Source organism: Paraliobacillus zengyii, from assembly GCF_003268595.1.
Taxonomy (GTDB): Bacteria; Bacillota; Bacilli; order Bacillales; family Amphibacillaceae; genus Paraliobacillus_A; species Paraliobacillus_A zengyii.
Window position 1 is genome coordinate 907,810 of record NZ_CP029797.1, and the last position, 20,675, is coordinate 928,484.

The 20,675-nt window shown below is 35.2% G+C and carries 21 protein-coding genes; 12 read left to right on the plus strand and 9 right to left on the minus strand.

The window, feature by feature from the left end:
• Positions 1-183: 183 nt before the first annotated feature.
• The 3 genes from DM447_RS18470 to DM447_RS04510 form a co-directional block, all read right to left on the minus strand.
• Complete coding sequence (locus DM447_RS18470) at positions 184-363, minus strand: hypothetical protein (RefSeq protein ID WP_112180084.1); 180 nt, start codon at positions 361-363, stop codon at positions 184-186.
• 116 nt (positions 364-479) lie between these two features.
• Complete coding sequence (locus DM447_RS04505) at positions 480-1,013, minus strand: DUF3267 domain-containing protein (RefSeq protein ID WP_232824331.1); 534 nt, start codon at positions 1,011-1,013, stop codon at positions 480-482.
• Positions 1,014-1,168: 155 nt separating this feature from the next.
• Positions 1,169-1,672, minus strand: a complete 504-nt coding sequence (locus DM447_RS04510; protein WP_112180086.1) for a GbsR/MarR family transcriptional regulator — start codon at positions 1,670-1,672, stop codon at positions 1,169-1,171.
• Between the two features lie 333 nt (positions 1,673-2,005).
• Between DM447_RS04510 and DM447_RS04515 the strand changes: the two genes are divergently transcribed.
• The 4 genes from DM447_RS04515 (at position 2,006) to DM447_RS04530 (ending at position 6,007) form a co-directional block, all read left to right on the plus strand.
• Complete coding sequence (locus DM447_RS04515; RefSeq protein ID WP_112180087.1) at positions 2,006-3,205, plus strand: quaternary amine ABC transporter ATP-binding protein; 1,200 nt, start codon at positions 2,006-2,008, stop codon at positions 3,203-3,205.
• Positions 3,198-4,031: an ABC transporter permease gene (locus DM447_RS04520; RefSeq protein ID WP_112180088.1), complete on the plus strand. Its 834-nt coding sequence runs from the start codon at positions 3,198-3,200 to the stop codon at positions 4,029-4,031. The genes DM447_RS04515 and DM447_RS04520 overlap by 8 nt, the downstream gene beginning before the upstream one ends.
• Before the next feature lie 83 nt (positions 4,032-4,114).
• Complete coding sequence (locus DM447_RS04525) at positions 4,115-5,035, plus strand: glycine betaine ABC transporter substrate-binding protein (protein WP_112180089.1); 921 nt, start codon at positions 4,115-4,117, stop codon at positions 5,033-5,035.
• Positions 5,036-5,116: 81 nt separating this feature from the next.
• A complete protein-coding gene (locus DM447_RS04530; protein ID WP_112180090.1) occupies positions 5,117-6,007 on the plus strand; it encodes a glycine betaine ABC transporter substrate-binding protein in 891 nt (296 codons plus the stop codon).
• A gap of 42 nt (positions 6,008-6,049) precedes the next feature.
• Here DM447_RS04530 and DM447_RS04535 read toward each other — a convergent pair whose 3' ends face one another.
• The 3 genes from DM447_RS04535 to DM447_RS04545 all read right to left on the minus strand — a co-directional run bounded on the left by DM447_RS04535 (position 6,050) and on the right by DM447_RS04545 (position 8,321).
• Positions 6,050-6,412: a YtxH domain-containing protein gene (locus DM447_RS04535; RefSeq protein ID WP_112180091.1), complete on the minus strand. Its 363-nt coding sequence runs from the start codon at positions 6,410-6,412 to the stop codon at positions 6,050-6,052.
• A 135-nt stretch (positions 6,413-6,547) separates the two neighbouring features.
• A complete protein-coding gene (locus tag DM447_RS04540; protein WP_112180092.1) occupies positions 6,548-7,063 on the minus strand; it encodes a tryptophan transporter in 516 nt (171 codons plus the stop codon).
• 832 nt (positions 7,064-7,895) lie between these two features.
• On the minus strand, positions 7,896-8,321 hold the full coding sequence (locus DM447_RS04545) for an HIT family protein (protein ID WP_112180093.1): 426 nt from the start codon (positions 8,319-8,321) through the stop codon (positions 7,896-7,898).
• Positions 8,322-8,806: 485 nt separating this feature from the next.
• Between DM447_RS04545 and DM447_RS04550 the strand changes: the two genes are divergently transcribed.
• On the plus strand, positions 8,807-9,553 hold the full coding sequence (locus DM447_RS04550; RefSeq protein ID WP_112182658.1) for an ABC transporter ATP-binding protein: 747 nt from the start codon (positions 8,807-8,809) through the stop codon (positions 9,551-9,553).
• Positions 9,546-10,760, plus strand: coding sequence for an ABC transporter permease (locus DM447_RS04555; RefSeq protein WP_112180094.1), 1,215 nt, complete (start codon positions 9,546-9,548; stop codon positions 10,758-10,760). Before DM447_RS04550 ends, DM447_RS04555 begins: the two co-directional genes overlap by 8 nt.
• 47 nt (positions 10,761-10,807) lie before the next feature.
• Here the strand turns inward: DM447_RS04555 and DM447_RS04560 are convergent, their stop codons facing one another.
• A complete protein-coding gene (locus DM447_RS04560) occupies positions 10,808-11,971 on the minus strand; it encodes a M20 metallopeptidase family protein (protein ID WP_112180095.1) in 1,164 nt (387 codons plus the stop codon).
• 104 nt (positions 11,972-12,075) lie between these two features.
• Positions 12,076-12,540: a ferritin-like domain-containing protein gene (locus DM447_RS04565; protein WP_232824318.1), complete on the minus strand. Its 465-nt coding sequence runs from the start codon at positions 12,538-12,540 to the stop codon at positions 12,076-12,078.
• Between the two features lie 170 nt (positions 12,541-12,710).
• Here DM447_RS04565 and DM447_RS04570 point away from each other — a divergent pair, with 170 nt between their 5' ends.
• From DM447_RS04570 to DM447_RS04585, 4 genes are all read left to right on the plus strand, one after another.
• Positions 12,711-13,382 (plus strand): phosphatase PAP2 family protein, encoded by a 672-nt coding sequence (locus tag DM447_RS04570; protein ID WP_157967406.1) that lies wholly within the window; start codon positions 12,711-12,713, stop codon positions 13,380-13,382.
• Between the two features lie 121 nt (positions 13,383-13,503).
• Positions 13,504-14,280 (plus strand): cell wall-active antibiotics response protein LiaF, encoded by a 777-nt coding sequence (gene liaF, locus DM447_RS04575; protein ID WP_112180097.1) that lies wholly within the window; start codon positions 13,504-13,506, stop codon positions 14,278-14,280.
• A gap of 14 nt (positions 14,281-14,294) precedes the next feature.
• Positions 14,295-15,332 (plus strand): sensor histidine kinase, encoded by a 1,038-nt coding sequence (locus tag DM447_RS04580; RefSeq protein ID WP_112180098.1) that lies wholly within the window; start codon positions 14,295-14,297, stop codon positions 15,330-15,332.
• 18 nt (positions 15,333-15,350) lie between these two features.
• Positions 15,351-15,983 (plus strand): response regulator, encoded by a 633-nt coding sequence (locus tag DM447_RS04585; protein WP_112180099.1) that lies wholly within the window; start codon positions 15,351-15,353, stop codon positions 15,981-15,983.
• Positions 15,984-16,582: 599 nt separating this feature from the next.
• On the opposite strand, the gene DM447_RS04595 is transcribed toward DM447_RS04585, so the two are convergent.
• Positions 16,583-17,104, minus strand: coding sequence for an antibiotic biosynthesis monooxygenase family protein (locus DM447_RS04595; protein ID WP_112180100.1), 522 nt, complete (start codon positions 17,102-17,104; stop codon positions 16,583-16,585).
• A gap of 189 nt (positions 17,105-17,293) precedes the next feature.
• On the opposite strand from DM447_RS04595, the gene DM447_RS04600 reads away from it, so the two are divergent.
• Together DM447_RS04600 and hemE are read left to right on the plus strand one after the other, a co-directional pair.
• Complete coding sequence (locus tag DM447_RS04600; protein WP_112180101.1) at positions 17,294-19,465, plus strand: transglycosylase domain-containing protein; 2,172 nt, start codon at positions 17,294-17,296, stop codon at positions 19,463-19,465.
• A gap of 169 nt (positions 19,466-19,634) precedes the next feature.
• Positions 19,635-20,666 carry a uroporphyrinogen decarboxylase gene (gene hemE, locus DM447_RS04605; protein ID WP_112180102.1) on the plus strand — a complete coding sequence of 344 codons (1,032 nt, stop codon included), beginning with the start codon at positions 19,635-19,637 and terminating at the stop codon, positions 20,664-20,666.
• Positions 20,667-20,675: the final 9 nt, after the last annotated feature.

The window sequence follows — 20,675 nt, forward strand, 5'->3', positions numbered from 1 at the left end:
TTTCAAAAAAAAAAAAAACACTCTACATTGAAATTACTCACTTTTTACATATTTTAAAATCTTTGTCTATATACTACTGTGATCAACTTTAACTAGAGGATAAAAGCGTATGTGATTTAAAAATAGAAAGAGGACACGATAATTTATCGTGTCCTCTTTCTATTTCATTATATAGAGTGATTGTCATGTGTATATGATCTCTATGTACGAAGAAATTAATAAAATCGTAATTAATACATTAATAGTACGAAATACATTTGGTTGTTTTTCATTAGACATTTCCGTCTGTAAACATAAACGATATGTCAAGGAATTGAACAAAAATAATATAAATAACGCAAAAGGAACGAAAAAGAATAACATACCAAAAACCTCCTTTTTCTTGTATAACAACTTTATCAAAAAAAACACGTTTTGAACAGTCTAAAGTATATAACATAAAAAGTGTCTTTCAGTAGAGAAAGACACTTTAGTGATTATTAAACCAAAATATCATAACCTGTTCCATCATTTTCAACCATACATTTTCTAGGTGCGCGGATGAATTTACTTGTATAGATGAAATCGGTATAGGAAATACCAATATTTACTGATGAGAATATTAGAAAATAAGCAAAGTAATCTATAAAAAGATAACTGGCTATAAGACCTGGTAAAGTTAGTAAAACAGTTGGCGCCAATAACGTGATAATAGAAGTTCTTTTAGACATTCTTGCAATAGATAATACAGAAATTATCGGGAATTTCATTTTATTAAATCTAAATTTTAATTTAAACGAACGTTTGGTTAATAATAATGGAATGAAATGAACTACTTTATGAATAATAGGTAATAAAGCCAAACCTAGAATTAAAGGGAATATTCCTTGATCTTTTAATGTATACCCTTGATGAATGGAAGCAAATGGTAAGAACAAAAAGATAAATGATAATACGCCTACTAAAAATGATAGTAAATAAATTCGATTAATGCCTACTTCTTTCTGCACGTTTACAGATTTCCAACAATTCATCATGAAGCCCCCTAAAGCTAGTTAAGATAGTCTGAATATATCCTTCAATGACTATAGTATGATTTAGGAGAAAAGGCAATAGTTTTCATAAAAAAGTAATACAAAAAAGCATAGTTTATGACATTACTATGCCTTTTAAAATTATTTTATAAAAATCACTGGTACTTTGTTTCAGGTTTCATTGATTGAAATGTATCTTTAATAAGTGTTTGAAACGTAATAATGTCAGTAAGTTTTTTTTCTAAAAGGGTGTGAGAATCTGTCACTGACTTTTCCTCATTATTATCTTTTTGTATGTCGTGCGCAATTTCTTCTAATGATTGTAGTTGAGTCGATGCGTGATTAATCCATCTATGAATGTAGACATTCATAAATTTACGATAAAGATTGGGATCTGTTGTATATAAATCTTTACGTACCCCTTTTTTCCAAACACGCTCTACAAGGTTCAGTTCTAATAATGTGCGAATTCCAGTACTAACAGAAGTTTTACTTTTCCCTGATGCTACGCTCATTTCATCAAGAGTCATTGGAGAGTCTTCAATAAATAAGATGGAAAATAAACGCGCTTCAGACGAAGGTATATCAAACATCTCAATAGTTTTTGTGAATTCATTAATGATCAGCTGTTGCTTGCTTTCCTGTGCATTAATATCCATAGTACCTCCTCTAAAATAAGAAGCTACACTAAGATTACACTAAAAGATAAAGGAATGGAAATAGGTGTTTCAGGAGATAATAGCAGTAAAATGGAGAAAAGGTAAGTAAATATTGATACAACTTTGTACAGTTGAAACTGTACGTAAAATACGTACGAAATTAATGGTATTTATCGTTTGAATTTTATATCTTAAAAAGGATATAGTATTAAGGTAGCATATTATGCTCGGAAATGTGCAGTATACAAATACAACTATAAAATGTTCAAATGTGGTTTGGATAGTCATAGTTAAAGGGTACTGTTAATTAATAAGTAAAAAGAGGTGAATGTAATGCCGGTTATATCAGTAGAAGGCTTATCCAAAGTTTTTGGTAAAAATGCGAAAGAATCATTAAAGCTTTTAGATGATGGTAAGTCAAAAGATGAAATCTTAAAACAAACTGGTGATACAGTTGGGGTTAATCGGGTTTCCTTTGATGTGGAAGCTGGAGAGGTTTTTGTTATTATGGGTTTATCTGGAAGTGGTAAATCTACATTAGTAAGATTAATTAATCGTTTGATTGAACCTACTGAAGGAAGTGTATTGGTAGACGGTGAGAATTTAGCAACAATGAATAAAGACGATCTTCGTCGAGTTAGACGTGAGAAATTAAGTATGGTATTCCAAAGTTTCGGTTTATTTCCTCATAGAACTATATTAGAGAATGCTGAATTTGGTTTGGAAATACAAGGTATAGACAAAGAGGTAAGAAAAAAGAAGGCAAAAGAAGCGTTAGAAATGGTTGGCTTAGGTAATTATATCAATCAATTACCAGAGCAATTATCAGGTGGTATGCAACAACGCGTTGGTTTAGCTAGGGCGCTTGCAAATGATCCAACTGTACTATTAATGGATGAAGCATTTTCAGCATTAGACCCATTAATTCGTAAAGATATGCAGGATGAGTTATTAGAGTTACAAGAATCAATGCAAAAAACAATTTTGTTCATTACACACGATTTAGATGAGGCATTACGTATTGGTGATCGTATCGCTTTAATGAAAGATGGTGTAATTGTACAGATTGGTACACCAGAAGAAATTCTGATGAACCCTGCTAATGATTACGTAGAACGATTTGTTGAAGATGTAGATCGTTCAAAAGTATTAACTGCTGAACATATTATGAAACGTCCAGAGACAATAAATATAGAAAAGCATGGACCGCGTGTTGCGTTAGAACGTATGCGTGAAGAAGGACTTTCTAGTATTTATGTAATTGATGGTAAACGTACTTTAAAAGGTTATGTTACCGCTGATGATGCCTCTGAAGCTCGTAAAAACGAGGTTAGAGACATTAAAGAAATTTTGAAGACAGATGTTCCAACAGTAACAAAAGATACACCGTTACATGATATTTTCGAGATTATCCACAATTCACCAGTTCCTATTGCTGTGGTAGAAAATGAAAAGTTACTTGGGATTATTGTAAGAGGTGCTGTTATAGCAGCATTAGTAAGTGATAGTGAGGTGAATTTAGAAAATGCTTGATTTTATTTCAAAAATACCAATAGCCGAGGGAGTTAGTTCATTTACTGACTGGCTTACAAACACATTTGCGTTCCTATTTGATCCAATAAAAAACCAGTTTGGTGATTTTATGGAGTTGGTTGCAGATAGTTTAGCTGCTGTTCCCCCAATTATAGTTATCTTAATCGTTGCTATTTTAGCATTTTTCGTTACTGGAAAAAAATATGGTTTAGCTGTATTTTCTATTGTAGGTTTGTGGTTAGTATATAACCAAGGCTTATGGGAAGAGTTAATGTATACTTTCTCCTTAGTTTTAATAGCAAGTGTATTATCGATTGTCATTGGTGTTCCAATTGGAATTCTAATGTCTAAAAGTAAGATTGCAGAAACAATTATTGAACCAATTCTTGATTTCATGCAGACAATGCCGGCATTTGTATACTTAATTCCTGCGGTTGCATTCTTTAGTATTGGAATGGTCCCAGGTATCTTTGCATCATTAATATTTGCTACACCACCGACAGTTCGTTTTACGAATCTAGGTATTAGACAAGTTTCTAAAGAATTGGTTGAAGCATCTGATGCATTTGGTAGTACTGGTTCGCAAAAGTTATTTAAAGTTGAACTGCCGATGGCAAGAGGAACGATTATGGCTGGGATTAACCAAACAGTTATGTTATCCTTGTCAATGGTTGTTATAGCATCGATGATTGGTGCTCCAGGTTTAGGTCGTGAAGTATTATCTTCACTTCAACGTGCTCAAGTAGGTACTGGTTTTGTTGCTGGTATCGGAATAGTTATTTTAGCAATTATTATTGATCGCTTTACTCAAAACTTGAATAAGTAAAGTAAAATAAGGTAGTTGGATCACTTTTCATTTTGAAGAGTTTACCATAAAAATATACATTAAGGAAAAGGGGATTTTAGAATATGTTTAAATTAACATGGAAACATTTAGGCTTAGCACTTGTACTTATGCTTTCGTTAGTACTAGCTGCATGTGGCGGCGAAGAAGATGAAGAAACTACTGAAGATAGTGGTGATACAGAAGAAGCAACTGGTGCTGATTTAGGTAATGAAGAACTTGAATTAGTTTATGTAGAGTGGGATTCTGAAGTTGCATCTACAAACGTAATTGCACAAGTATTAGAATCACAAGGTTATGATGTCGATGTTACACCGATTGATAATGCAGTAATGTGGCAGTCAGTAGCTTCTGGCGATGCTGATGGTATGGTAGCTGCATGGTTACCTGCAACACACGGTGATTTATTTGATGAATTTGGTGATCAAGTAGAACAATTAGGTCCGAATTTAGAAGGCGCTAAAATTGGTTTAGTAGTACCTGAGTACATGGACATTTCTTCTATTGGTGAACTTGCTGATGTTGAAGGTCTTGACAATACAATTACTGGTATTGAGCCTGGTGCTGGTGTAGTGCAAGCTGCAGAAACATCAGTTGAAGATTATGCTTTAGATGGTTGGGAAGTTCAAACATCTTCTAGTGGTGCAATGGCAACTGCTTTAGGTGAAGCGGTAGATAATGAAGAACCGATCGTAGTAACTGGTTGGACACCACACTGGATGTTTGCTGCATATGACCTTAAGTATCTAGAAGATCCTGAAGAGTCATTTGGTGGAGCAGAAACAATTGAAACAATGGTACGTCAAGGACTAGAAGAAGACAGTCCTGCAGCATATCAAATTCTTGATCAGTTTAACTGGGAAGCTTCTGATATGGAAGAAGTAATGTTAGAGGTTTATAATGGTACGGATATTGAAGAAGCAGCAGCTAACTGGATTGAAGCTAATCCAGATAAAGTTGACGAATGGGTTGCTGGCTTAGAATAATAACTACATTTCGTTTTATAAAGAGCTATCTTTTCATACTAAAGATAGCTCTTTATTTTTTTTGGAAAGGAATTGCTAAAAATGATAAAACGAAATTACGTTGTTGGAATGTTAATATTATTGCTCCTTTTCATAACTGCTTGTGGGGAAGATGAGCAACAAGAACAAACAGTTGGAGAAAAATTGGATTACACGATTACGGGTATTGAACCTGGCGCTGGTGCAACATCATTAGCAAGAGAAGCTTTAGAAGATTATGATAATCTCGCTGGATACACGTTAGAAGAAGCATCAACTGCAGCAATGGTAACAGCTTTAGGATCAGCAATTGATAATGAGGAACCAATCGTTGTAACAGGATGGACACCACATTGGAAATTCGCGAAGTATGATTTAAAATTCTTAGAGGATCCAGAAGGTAGTTTCGGTGGTGCAGAAAATATTAATACAATAACGCGTCTTGGTCTTGAAGAAGAGATGCCCGAAGCCTACAGCATTTTAGATAATTTTATGTGGACAACAGATGATATGGAACAAGTTATGTTACTTACCCAAGATGAAAATCTTTCATTTGAAGAAGCTGCAAAACAGTGGATTGGGGAAAATGAAGCTTTAGTTGCGAATTGGACAGATGGAGTAGAAGAGGTTGATGGAACTAAGATTGAGATTGTATCAACTCCTTGGGATACTGAGCGGGCATCTACAGCTGTTATTGTAGAAGTTTTAACGAGACAAGGCTATGAAGTAACGGATACACCTGTTGATCCATCTGTTATGTTCCAAGCAGTTGCGAGTAATGATGCTGATGCATCTGTTGCCCCGTGGTTACCTGCAACACACGGTGCCTTTTATGAGCAATATAAAGATGATATTGTAGATTTAGGTGAGAATCTTCAAGGTGCAAAAATTGGTATGGTGGTACCGACATATATGGATATTGACTCCATCGCAGATTTAGATCCTGCTAAATAATAAGTAAAAAAACTTGCCCTAGAAACTAGTAGGGCAAGTTTTTTATGCGCGTTTGCTTGTTTGATCTTCTAACTCTTTTAGTCGTTCTTCAATTTGACCTAGATATTTTTGGATATTTTTTTGATGTGGCTCAATTGTATTCTTCCAACTTTCAATCGAGTTCTTTACATCATTCGATAATTCTTTAATTAGGGCTGCGCCTTCTTTAGAAGTATTTGCAATCTGTTCCGTTAACAGTTTCCCATCATCTTTAATTCGATCGAGTGAATGTACGATATCATCACTACGCGTTTTAACATCTTCACGTAATTCTTTACCTGATTTTGGCGCGCTCAATAGTGTGGCAGCTGCACTAACAACCCCACCTGCTAAAAATCCGAATAATAATGCTTTACCATTTGCCATCGCTTACACTCCTTTCCCTTATATTATACTACTTTCTCTTCTTTTATCAGCTTCAAACATAAAAAAAGAATATTTTTTTTATATAAAGTAAAAAGTGCCTTCATATTTTTTATGAAAGCACTTTTATAAGATGTATCAAACAGTAGATATTTGAGAACGTTTCATAATTTTTTGTAAAATAGGATATAAAATGATAGTTAAGACAGTATTAATAACTATCGTTGGTAAGACAACTGTTACGAATAGTACGGAAAATGTACCTGGCATTTGTCCGAGTACAAATATTGCCATAGTTAAAAATATAGTTCCACTTACAGCGGTACCAATCGCTACTAAAACAGGTGCAGTTATATTTTTGTTTACTTTGCTAGGTATTAACAATAATAAAACAAAGAATATGAGTGCTGTAATCGGTTTATCTACTAAATTAGAAATTTGTCCGCCTGGAGCATTTGTCGTCATTGCTGAAATAATTCCAGTAGCAATTGCTAATAAGAAGACATATTGGACCTTTGGAAATAATATGATACCTAAGAACATCATGGTGAGCATGATATCTGGCTTGACCCCAAAAATTGGTGGTGAAACGATGTGTAGTACAGCGCCAATTGCAATAAATAAAGATAATAAAACTAATACTTTTGTCTTCATACATTTCTCTCCTCTGCTCAACTAAGCTAAACTATTATATTACTCCCAGTCGTGCACTATTGCCGAATGCGAAGTATCTAATTATTATAACAAATCTAGTATTGAATAAACAGATTAAATTTACGTTCTTTCGCGAAATTGTTCCTTTTACTATTCGAACTTGATAAAAACTTAGACTTTATTACCCGCTACGCTCCACAAGTAAAATGGGCTCGCTTTCCGTGGGCAAGGCTTCAGCTAACTCGGATAAGCAAAAGTCGCTTTCCGAGTGGATCTTCAACTTGTGGGATTGCAATTACTCATCCCACCCTAAAACATTTGCTGTTCCCGCAGGAGTGTCATCCGTTTTCTTCCTTCGCTGGACAGAACAAATATAATACAAAATACGATATCTACTGGCTCCGAAATTTTTAATACGCTTATGATAGTGTTTAGTTAGAATATCATAAAAGGCCTGTTATCGTTGATGAAGCAAATTCATCAATAAACATATCACCGACTAGCGATAAAATATACGACGACTCCTGCAGGAACAGCGCGATCTGAAGATCCACTTCGTAAAGTGCTTTTTCTTTACGAAGTTAGCTGAAGACGTGCCTGCGGAAAGCGTCGTGTATTTTTAGAGCGAGTAGTAGATGGTAATTCAGAAGCAATTTTTAAGAGTGTAGAGTAGTTATTTGAGGGTGATATCTAATTTAAATACTATTCAGTTCAATTCGGTCTTTATCTCTTGGGGAAATCTTACACGCTTGTGGTCAGGAACTTCGTCGTATTAATAGAAAGAATTAGATAATAAAAATACACCTGAATCAATTCAGATGCATTCCTATAATTAAATATTACTGTTTATATCTTGTGAGATTGCAATAAGATCATCTTGGCTATAAGCATCACCGTTTGTTTTCCAAACCGGGTTAAAGCCGTCGTCTTTTCCATACCGTGGAATTAAATGCATATGTAAGTGAAAGACGGACTGGCCTGCAGCTTCACCGGTATTACTGAGCATATTAATGCCAAGCGGATGAAAGGTCTCTTTAATAGCCTTTGCGATTTTAGGTACACGAGCAAATAGGTCGCCTGCAATCTCATCTGAAGTTTCATAAATATCTTTTGTGTGTGTTTTAGGAATTACTAGGGTGTGGCCTTTTGTAACCTGACCTAAGTCTAGAAAGGCGTATACAACATCATCTTCATACACTTTAGAAGAAGGAATCTCTCCTGCAATTATTTTACAAAATATACAATCAGTATGTTCCATTATATCCTCAGCTCCTTTTTTTGAATTGATCTTTATTTTATCATTGTAAAGAGGAGAATAGCAAAAGACAAAAAACAAGTGGGTTGCCTGTCACAATTAAGCCTACAAAAGACTCTCTTGTTTCTAGACAACCCACCTGCCGAAGGAGTAGGATAGATACTATTTCGTTAAAAAGAATCAGGGGAATGATTCAAACGATTTTGCTAAAAAACAACCAATGTCAACACCTCATTTAATGTTGTTTTACCTTTCGATGGAAAGGGGGGTTAGTTTTAAAAGCGTAGTATATCTTTCACCGACACCTCATTTCGTAGTAAACCACTATTTCATGTTGTGTTGTAAAAGTGTTAATCCTAACTCCTTCTAAAGTCTAGTATGAACATTTTATAAAAAAATATACGATATATTTTTGGATTTATTATAAGAAGATGGTAAAATTTGATTAAGTGATAAATCAATAGATGAACGCCAGGAGGTTAATGGAATTGAATCCGTTATTACATATTGAAAATTTAGAAGGTGGCTATACAAATAAAAACGTTTTACATGGTGTCTCTTTTAATGTTTATCCAAATGAGATTGTTGGTTTAATTGGTTTAAATGGAGCCGGAAAGAGTACAACAATTAAACACATTATTGGGTTAATGCAAGCAAAAAAAGGTAAGGTTGAGATTAAAGGCAAGACATTTAACGATTCACCTGAAACATATAGACAACATTTTTCTTATATACCTGAAATGCCATTATTGTATGATGAATTAACACTTTATGAGCATTTGCGATTAACGGCTATGGCCTATAATATTGATGAGCAAACTTTCGAAAAAAGATTGCAACCATTATTGAAATCTTTCCGCTTAGAGAAAAAACTAAAATGGTTTCCCATCCACTTTTCAAAAGGAATGAAACAAAAAGTAATGATTATGTGTGCATTCTTAGTTGAGCCAGCTCTGTATATTGTTGATGAACCTTTCGTTGGATTAGACCCATTAGGCATCAAAGCATATTTAGAATTAATGGAAAGTCAGAAGAAAAATGGTGCAGGTATATTAATGTCAACACATATATTAGCAACTGCTGAACGATATTGTGATCGATTTATTATTTTACATGAAGGAAAAATAAAAGCACTTGGAACCCTTGACGATCTTCGTGAAGAGTTTGGTATGAGAAATGCTTCGTTAGATGATCTATATATTCAGTTGACAAAGGAAGCAGATTATCATGTTTAATGCTAATCACTTGTTTAGAGAACGTTTCCGTGCGTATCTAAAAGAGACGAGCAGATATATACAATATATGTTGAATGGGCATACTGCGATTGCGATTCTGTTTTTTATTTCTGCAGGTGCATATTATTATCAGCAGATATTAGCAGATTTACCAGCTGACTTTCCAACTGCATGGTTAATGGCGATGTTTTTTTCGCTGGTAGCAACTTACAGTCCTAATCAGACTTTTTTAAAAGAGGCTGATCTTGTCTTTATACTGCCAGCGGAGCATCGAATGGGTGTATATTTTAGAAATGCACTCCTCTATAGTTATATCGTTCAACTTTATCTTGTTGTTCTAGTCCTTGCGGCGTTGGCTCCGTTGTATTTCACTAGCTTTCCTGCGCAAACTGGTAGTACTTATATGTTATTTGTATTGGTACTATTAATAATAAAGGCGTGGAATTTAATAGCAAGTTGGTGGATGTTAAAAATTAGAGATAAAAAGAGTCGTTTAATCGATCATTTCGCTCGATTTTCCGTTCAGCTTGTTTTGTTTTATTTCTTTATTAATGGCGAACATATTTATGCTGCGATTACAACAATAATCCTTTTTGGCGTATTTGCTTATGATTTTTATTTATCAAACAGACAAAATGTCCTGGCATGGGATTTATTAGTGGAAAAGGATCGTATGCGCATGCGGAGCTTTTATCGACTAGCAAATATGTTTACGGATGTACCTCATTTAAAGACACAGGTTAAAAAAAGACATGCCCTTGCCTTCTTCCTTACAAGATGGTTACCCTTTAAACAAGTAAAGACGTATGATTACTTATACCGTATTACGAGTGTCCGCAGCGGCGATTACTTTGGCATGTACGTCAGACTCTTGATTATTGGTGGGGTGGTGCTTTATTACGTTCCAAACCAATGGATGGCAATCCTATTTGGTGTCCTATTTTTATACTTAACAGGACTACAACTTATGGCCATGTGGCGTCATCACCGAACGATACTATGGATGGACTTATATCCGGTAACAAAAGCCGTACGCAAACGGTCATTTATTACCTGGTTATATCAATTAATGGTTATTCAAATAATCATATATGCACTTGTATTTGTTTTGTTAACAGACATTACTAGTATGGTTATGATGTTAGTCGGGGGAGTTGCGTTTTCAATTTTATTTGTACATGGCTATGTTAAAAACAAACTAATATAACAAAAAGTCCAAGTTACGATTTAAATCGCAACTTGGACTTTTATATATTATTGGTATTTTTTTATCAATTCTATAAATGTTTTTGCTGCGATAACCATTGCCCGTTCGTCTATATCAAATTTAGGATGATGATGTGGTTGGAAATCATTTTCTTTTTGAGCTCCAGTAAAGAAGAAGGCGCCTGGTTTTTCTAATAGGTAGTAAGCGAAATCTTCTCCGGTCATACTGGGTTCAACAAGTTCAGCTTTTGTTACTTCTTCCACTTGATTTGCTGCCTCTATTACCATAGTAGCTTCGGTTGGATGGTTAACTACTGGCGGATATCCCTTGTCATATTCAAATGAATAGGTTGCGCCATAACTTTGGCAAGTTCCTTCAGTAATAGTCTCCATTTCATCAATGATTTGGGTTTGTAAGTCCTTGTCAAATGTCCGAACTGTACCTGTAATCGTCGCTGTATCCGCTATAATATTAAATGTATTTCCAGCATGGAATGTACCAATGGTTAATACTGCTGTTTGTAGCGGATCAATTCTTCTGCTAATAATTTGTTGTAAGTTTGTCACTAGCTGAGAGCCGATTACAATGGCGTCTTTGGTTTGATGAGGCATCGCACCATGTCCACCTCTTCCTTGAATGGTAATACTAAAACGGTCTGCGCCAGCCATGAATTCTTTTGGCGCTGTTTGAACAGTTCCGTATGGTGTGTTCGTCCATAGATGCGTACCAAATACGAGATCGACATCATCTAAAATCCCGCTATCAATAATTGGCTTTGCTCCACCAGGTGCTAGTTCTTCAGCATGTTGATGAATGAACACAATTGTACCAGCTAATTCTTCTTGGTAATCTTTTAGTTTTTCAGCTACTGTTAGAAGGGTAGTGGTATGTCCGTCGTGTCCACAAGCATGCATAACGCCAGGTACGTTTGATTTATAAGGTACTTCTTTTTCATCTTGAATCGGAAGTGCATCAAAATCAGCTCGTAAGGCAATAGTCTTTCCGGGTTTCCCGCCAACTAGACGAGCAACAACTCCATTTCCTCCAACTTTTGCTTGATAAGGAATACCTAATGATTCATATGTATTAGCAATAAACTTCGCTGTATTTTCTTCTTGAAATGATAATTCAGGATTTTGATGTAAGAAACGCCTCATTTTTACCATGTCATCATAGTGTTGATCGATGTTATTGATGATATCAGTCCACATAAAAAAACCTCCTATAATTATTACCTTATTATATCATATAGGCATTCGAAATCTTAAAAAGAAAGACCTTCAAAATCTGAAGGTCTTTAACTTAATACACTGATTTAGTTAGAAAAAGCACTATCTTTTAAAAGTCGAGCTAATTCTTCTTTATGTCCTGTCTCGTCTTCAATCATGTCATCTAAATGGATTGCCAATTCAGATAAGCCAAGTTTTTCAGCCTGCTCTTTTCTTTCTTCATAACGTTTAATGGTATCTTCCTCTGCTTTCACGGCAGATTCTAACATTTCTTTTGGATCATTAAATTGATCTACTTTTGCTGGTGTTGTAGTAGGGGTTCCACCAAGAATTTTTATCTTATTTGATAAATATAAGGCGTGGCCCATTTCATCTGTAATCTCACCTTCAAAAAAAGGTTTAAGAATCGGACGATACATTCCTTCAATTACTGAAGCGTTGTACGTGTACATAATAGCAGCTGAATATTCATTGGCTAGGTCTACGTTTAGTCCATTAATTAAATTTTCTAATTCATCGTTTGTTTTCATTTGTCTAACATTGTCTCCCATAAAAAACATCCTTTCGTTTTTTTATAAAAAGCTCGCTCTATAAATACAATTCCCGAATCTACTTTTTTAAAACATCTATACATAGTTCACGTATCTTTAACGTATATGTTGTTAAGGATAAAGATTGTTTCAAAATAAATAACATGAGAAACTATAGTGGAGGTGATAACGTGAAGAAACATAGTAAGGGTAAAATAGTAACATTTTTGTCCTTTCTTATTACTGCTTTGATCGTCTTCTGGGTTACAACGAGTGTTCAATCTAATCGAATGCCTGCAGTAGACAGTTGGTCTGCTCCTATAGTGGAAGAATTAAATCATAATGGTGTGTTCATGTTCTTTCGTTGGATTACAGAATTAGGATCAGGCACATTTGTTAGCCCATTTATTAGTGTATTTGCTATTGTATTTTTTCTATTTACTCGGAACTGGCTTGCTGGTTTAATAATACCATTAGGATCATTCTTAGGTTATCGATTGAATTATTGGATAAAGCTTTTTGTTGAAAGGGAGCGACCTAGTCTATTTCCAGAGGCAGAAGGTGTTGGTTTTAGTTTTCCATCTGGCCATGCGATGGGTGCAATGATCACATATGGTTTAGTTGTTTATTTCTTAACAATTTATATGAAAGAGGGGAACCGTCGATTAACTGTTCAGCTCTTTTTTGTGATACTGATTTTATTAATTGGAATGAGCAGATATATGATTCAAGTCCATTATCTGACAGACGTTGTAGCTGGTTATGGATATGGTTTCTTGTTTTTAGTTTTATGGATTTTGTTGTATCATTTTATAAACAAATTGATAACAAGAAAAAAGCGCATGTCTCCGCCTAAAGTCTGAGACGAAACCAAACTGTCGTAGGTTACCAATCGACAGTTTTTTCTATATAATAAGAAGATAGTGATGCATATTTTATTAAAAATTTAAATTCTAATATAATTAGATAAGGATGATAGAAGTAATGAAAAATAATTTCTTTCGTAATATACTAGCGATTATTGTTATTTTACTAGGTATTGCTTTAATACTAACGAATATCGACGTAGTTACTTGGGAGTTTGCAGAAACATGGTATTATATTTATCCCGCGTTTTTAATCATATTAGGGATAAAATGTTGTTGGGATGGGCTAAAAGGACAAGGTGGTATTAAGTCAGGATCGTTTCTTGTTATTTTCGGTTCGCTATTGTTGCTGGATAGGTTTGAATTGATTAATTTTACATTTTGGGACTTTTATAGATTATGGCCTTTATTAATTGTTTATATTGGATTTAGTTTCCTAGGAACTCCTAATAAAAAAAAGAAAAAGAAAAATTTCCAAATTATATTTGATTCAGACGATCATAAGAATAGTGAAACCATGTACACAGGTAAAAAACAAAAATTTATGATAGGCGATCACAAATTTAACACACCAAATTGGAAAGTAGAACCAATGGAACTTTGGAATGCGGTTGGTGACTATCATATAGACTTTACGAAAGCATTTATACCTGATAAAAATGTACCGATTCAAATCCATGGTTGGGCTGGTGATATTCAAATATTGATGCCTGAAAATATTGAATTCTCTGTAGAAGCAGAGGTTAAAGCAGGTGATATTATCGTATTTGATCAGACATCTGAGGGAATTGGACGCCATCTTTCTTATGAGTCAGAAAATTATCAAGAAGCAACACGAAAGCTAACAATGGATTTTAAATTAAAAGCTGGTTCGATACGAATCGATCGGGTTTAAGAGGAGGGTTGGTTTTGTTACAACAATTGAATTCAATCCGCTATACGTATATTCGATCACATTTACATGCTTTACTATTAACAGCACTAACCTTGTTAGCAATGTTGTTGACGATTCATGTAGTTTTCGATCCTAATTGGTTAAGTACTGCTAGTATATTTATCTTTATTGGTACATATTTTGTCATAGCGTTTCTTTTTTCACTATATGTTGGTTTCAGATCAAGTGGTGATATTAAAACGAGAATGGATTATCTTTCTGTCTTGATTGCGCAAATGTCACGGGGGAATTATACAACAAAAGTTTATGATATTGGTGATGACGAAATTGCCCGGATTGGTGAAGAATTAAATGAACTGGGTCAAAAAATGCAAAGTCAAGTAAAGTCTTTACAGCGACTAGCAGATGAAAAGGCTGAGTTTGCAAAATCAGCACATAAGGCAGCAACCATTGAAGAAAGACAGCGATTAGCGCGGGATCTACATGATGCTGTTAGTCAACAATTATTTGCCTTAGCAATGATGTCACAGACAACTGTACGTTTAGTAGAGAAGAATCCAATAAAAGCTAAAGAACAAATTAGAGAAATAGCTGATACAGCTTTAAAAGCACAAACTGAAATGCGTGCTTTATTATTGCATTTACGTCCTGTTCACCTTTCTGGGGATCGATTGCCAATTGGTGTTAATCAGTTAGTAACAGAATTAGAACAGAAATGTCCAATAAAATTTCAATTACATATTGATGAGATTGATGGGTTATCTGAAACGACGGAAGAGCACTTATTTCGAATTGTCCAGGAGTCCTTATCAAACACATTAAGACACGCAGATGCATCAGAAGTAACAATTGAAATACAGCAACATCAACGCGATGTTTTTTTACATATAGCTGATAATGGAAAAGGTTTTGATCTGGCGGCAGATGAAGATAAAATGGCGTCTTATGGATTGAAAACAATGAAAGAACGTAGTGAGGAAATTGGTGGAACATTTGCAATCCGCTCTAAACAAGGAGAAGGAACGCATATTGATATTCGAATTCCATTGTAACTGAGGAGGATGGTCAGTATGATTCGTGTCGTGGTAATTGATGATCATGATATTGTTCGAAAAGGTATAATTGCTTATTTGGAAACTGAAGATGAACTAGATATTGTTGGAGAAGCTTCAAGTGGAAATGAAGGTGCAAAGATGGTCTTGGAATTAAGACCTGATGTAGTACTAATGGATTTAATTATGGAAAACGGTAATGGTATTGATGCTACTAAAGTGATCATGCAGCAACTATCAGACTGTAAGGTTATCATATTAACAAGTTATTATGATGATGAACAAGTATTTCCTGCTTTAGAGGCGGGTGCTTTTAGTTATATGTTGAAAACCTCTTCTGCGGAGGAAATTGCTTTAGCTATTCATAAAGCCCATCGAGGAGATACAGTGATAGAAGCGAAAGTCGCTAATAAAATGATGACAAGTTTTCGTGGTCAACAAGATAAACCACATAAACAATTAACAGATAGAGAACTTGAGGTATTAATGTGTATTGGAGAAGGATCAACAAATCAAGAGATTGGTGATCAGTTATTTATTGGAATTAAAACAGTTAAAACGCACGTTAGTAATATCTTGAGTAAACTTAGTGTGCACGACCGTACACAAGCAGCAGTTTATGCACATCGAAATGGACTAATTCGCAAATAATTAAATCGCTACACTTTTCATAAACTGATATTTTTAAGATGTCGCAGTAGATAGAAACTGTGACGTAGATTCCTTACCCGCTCCACAATTGAAATGGGATCGCTTTCCGTGGGCACGGCTTCAGCTAACTCGGATAAGCATAATTCGCTTTCCGAGTGGATCTTCAGCCCGCGCAGTTCCCACTGGAGTCTCACCCATTTCAATTGCTCCGCTGGATAGGCGTTAAAAGTGATACATCGTCTACTGGTCATAAATTTTAATTGCGCTTATGAAAACAGCTATTCACGTTATGCTCATTGATTGTAGCGTAGGACAGTCGACTCCTGCGGGAAAAGCAACAGCTGAAAATCCCGCAGGAAGCGCTTTTTGCTTCCGAGGAAGTTGAAGCGTTGGGTCTGCGATTACTCGACCCATCGAAAAGACTTGCCCGCGGAAAGCGACTGACCGAAGCGAAAATCAACATGGCGTTTTACGACATAGCTGATGATAAAAGTGATGTAAGACTCGATATTTGGGCGGAATATATCAAGTTTTTCTAAAAATCAAAAACGTAGAGGTAATCTAAATTACTTCTACGTTTTTTAAAATTGATTTTAGTTTTAATCTTTGTCTTGTTCTCGCTCTTTTTTAACTTCATCCCAATCTACCATTTTATAAGTCGTTCGAAAAGACTTTCCTGCACGATATTTCGGTTTAATATCCTTACCATAATTTTGGTTATAAACATCAGAGTCTCTCCATACTTGATATCTCTGTTCACTATCCCACTGAATAAGAAGAACATACGTGTTTCCATGTAATGGTCGTAATACTCGAAATGCATAAAATCCCGGAACTTTTTCAATTCTATCAGCACGTTGTTTGAATTCAGATTCGAAAATTGGTTTGCCATCATCCGTAACGGGAATGTGATTCATTACGACATAACCATCCTCTTGTATGCTACCTCTGTCGGAAATAACTGTATAGCTTCTAGCTTCTTGAAATATTGGTGCACTTGTATCTTCATAATAAACGGTAGTAGATGTATTATTACGCATGAAATGCATTGTGATAGCAGGATGGTTATCTTTTATTTGTTCTAAATACTCTAATGTACCATTTGTCATATAAGCTTTCACCCTAATCACTCCTAGATAACTTTTCTTACCATTTTAAAACTTTTCTTTTGTTTTGTATACGATTTTGAATTAAATGAGCCAATATATATATATTTCTTTATGTAAAAGTATAACTGTCGTATAATGGTGCGATGATAGCAAGAGTTTGTCGAAATATAGTTATTCTGAAATAACTAAAGAGGTGAAGATATGAAGAAGTATCGATTGAATTTAAAGAAATTTACCGCTAATCCTTGGATCAAGTGGCCATTATTAATCGTCGGAACAATCATTTTACTTGGAATAATTGGATTTTTATTTATTATATATGGAGGTCGATTGGTTGTAGATGAGAAGCAACTTATTTTACCAGCTACAACAACTGTAGAAACAGATGATGGTTTAGTAGTAGGAAAGTTATATGAAGAAAATCGGGAACTTGTATCGATTGATCAAGTACCTACACATGTCCAAAATGCATTTATTGCTGTTGAGGATGTCCGTTTCTTGGATCATGCTGGAGTGGATTTTCAATCTGTTATGCGTGCGGTTTATCGAGACATAATTGCGCTAGATAAGGTCGAAGGGGCCAGTACGATCACACAACAATTAGCAAAGAATTTATTTTTAGCTAATGATAAAACATTTATGCGAAAAACGAAAGAAGTTATGGCATCAATTTATTTAGAAAGACATTTCAGTAAAAAAGAGATATTAGAGTTATATGTAAATAAAATCTATTTTGCACATGGAATATATGGTATCGGTACAGCGGCGGAATATTATTTTGATAAGCCTGTGGAAGAATTGACGGTGTCAGAAGGGGCAATGCTTGCTGGTTTAGTTAAGGCACCCAATAATTATTCACCTTATATAGATGAAGATAGTGCAAAAGAGCGACGTGATATTGTGCTAGCACAAATGGGCAGAGCAGGCATGTTAGAAACAGAGGAAATGTTGACACTTCAAGGTAATACATTAGGTATTACTGAACAAACTACAGAAGAGGAACCATGGTTAGACGATTATCTTGATATAGTCATTCGTGAGGCAGCAGAGAAGTATCAATTAACAACTGCAGAGTTAAAGCGCGGAGGTTATCGTATTACTGTTCATCTTAATGAAGGTGCACAGCAGATTGCCTATGAGACCTTACAGAATGAAGAATATTATAGTGGTTCACAACCTGGTGTAGAGGCATCGTTTGTGTTAATGGAACAAGAGACCGGTGAATTAGAAGCTGTAATAGGTGGGCGTGATTTTCAAATTGGTGACTCTCAACGTGCACTAGTAAAACGACAGCCTGGTTCGGTGATGAAACCATTAGCGGTTTATGGACCGGCGATGATGGATGATTATCAACCGTATGATTTTTTAGAAGATGTTGCACAGGAATATGACGGTTACATTGCAACCAATGTCGACGGTCAGTATAGCCAAGAGGTTACCATGTACGACGCGATACAAGATTCGAAAAATGCTCCAGCTGTTTGGTTATTAGATCAAATTGGCATTCCATATAGTAAGGAATATTTAGAGAAAATGGAAATAGCACTGGAAGATGATGGTTTGGCAATTGCACTAGGAGGATTAGAGACTGGTATTACACCGATGCAAGTTGTGCAAGGATATCGGACATTTATTCATGAGGGATCATTTATTGAAGCACATACTATTGCTGAAATTAAAAATCGAAATGGTGAGGTAATAGGGGAAGCTGATACAGAAGAGACTACAATTTTCTCAAAACAAGTCGCATGGAATATGATACGTATGCTAGAAAATGTTGTAGAGAACGGAACTGCTCAATCTGGGTCTTATCAAAAGGCGTTAGCAGGCAAGACTGGTTCCACACAACATCCCACTGTAGAAGGACAAGTAAAAGATGCTTGGTTTGCAGGGATAACGCCTGAATATGTGACAGCTTTATGGATGGGCTATGATAAAACAGACGAAGCACATTATTTAACAGAAGGTAGTGCAGCACCTACTCGTGCTACAAAGGCAATTTTGGAAAGTTTAGATCAACAACAAGAACTAGCTAGTTCCTTTATAAAACCAAGCGGTGTTGAAGAACTAGAGGATCCTATTTCTTTGCCAACTATTACAAATTTAGAAGGCTCTTATAAAATAGGTGGTTGGTCTCTTGTACAAGGGGAGTTAAATTGGAAAGCTGCGACTGATGATCGTGTAATATATCGTATTTACCAAGTGACAGAAACAGGTGATAATAAAATAGGAGAAGTTACTGGGAAAGGAGAATATTTATTGACAGAGGTCTCTTTATTTCAGTCTTCCACGTATTATGTTGTTCCCTATAATAAGCTTACAAAAAAAGAAGGAGAACCTTCGAATCAAATTACTTTATCATTTGGTAGGTAATCGGGTATAATTACAAGTGTTATTTGTTTATAATAATTATAATTTGGCGATTTAGTGACAATATGTTAAAACCACTATTCAATTAAGAAAGACATCGGTATAGTAGTGTTTGGATGAAGATTACGACTAGAAACACAAGAATTATTGTGATGTAAAGGGTGAAAGTGTAGTGAGAGAAAAGAATGAGACGATTTTAAAAGCGTTTAGGGGAGAAAAAACAGATTATACACCTGCATGGTTTATGCGGCAGGCAGGAAGATCTCAACCAGAATATCGTAAGTTAAAGGAAAAGTATTCTTTGTTTGAGATTACACATCAACCAGAGCTATGCGCTTATGTTACACGTTTGCCAGTAGAACAGTACGGTGTTGATGCTGCAATATTGTATAAAGATATTATGTCACCTTTGCCAGCTATAGGTGTGGATGTTGAGATTAAATCGGGGATTGGACCAGTAATTGATAATACGATTAAATCGTTAGCTGATGTCGAGAAATTAGGTGTAATTAATCCTGAATCAGATGTTCCATATGTATTGGATACTATTCGGTTGCTAACAAAAGAACAATTAGATGTTCCGTTGATCGGTTTTAGTGGAGCGCCATTCACTTTAGCTAGCTACATGATTGAAGGCGGTCCATCAAAAAATTATCATCAAACAAAAGCAATGATGTATCGCGATCCTGCTACATGGTTTGCTTTGATGGACAAACTAGCAGATATGACAATCACCTATGTAAGAGCACAAATCAAAGCAGGAGCACAAGCCATACAAATTTTTGATTCATGGGTTGGTTCACTGTCTGTAACCGATTATCGCTATTACATTAAGCCGATAATGGAGCGTATTTTTACTACACTCAAAGAAGAAAATGTTCCTCTTATATTGTTTGGGGTTGGAGCAAGTCATTTAATCATGGAATGGAATGATCTTCCGGTTGATGTCATTGGAATTGATTGGAGAATCTCAATTAAAGAGGCAAGAGATCTTGGTATTACTAAGCCATTACAAGGTAATCTAGACCCTGCATTCTTATTATCAGATTGGAAAACAATTGAAGCTCGAACAAAAGAAATTATTGATCAAGGAAGAGAAATGCCTGCACATATATTTAATCTAGGGCATGGTGTTACACCTGAAATATCCCCTGCTACATTGAAAAAAGTAACAGATTTAGTTCATCAGTATTCAAAGAAATAGAAAGGGTGC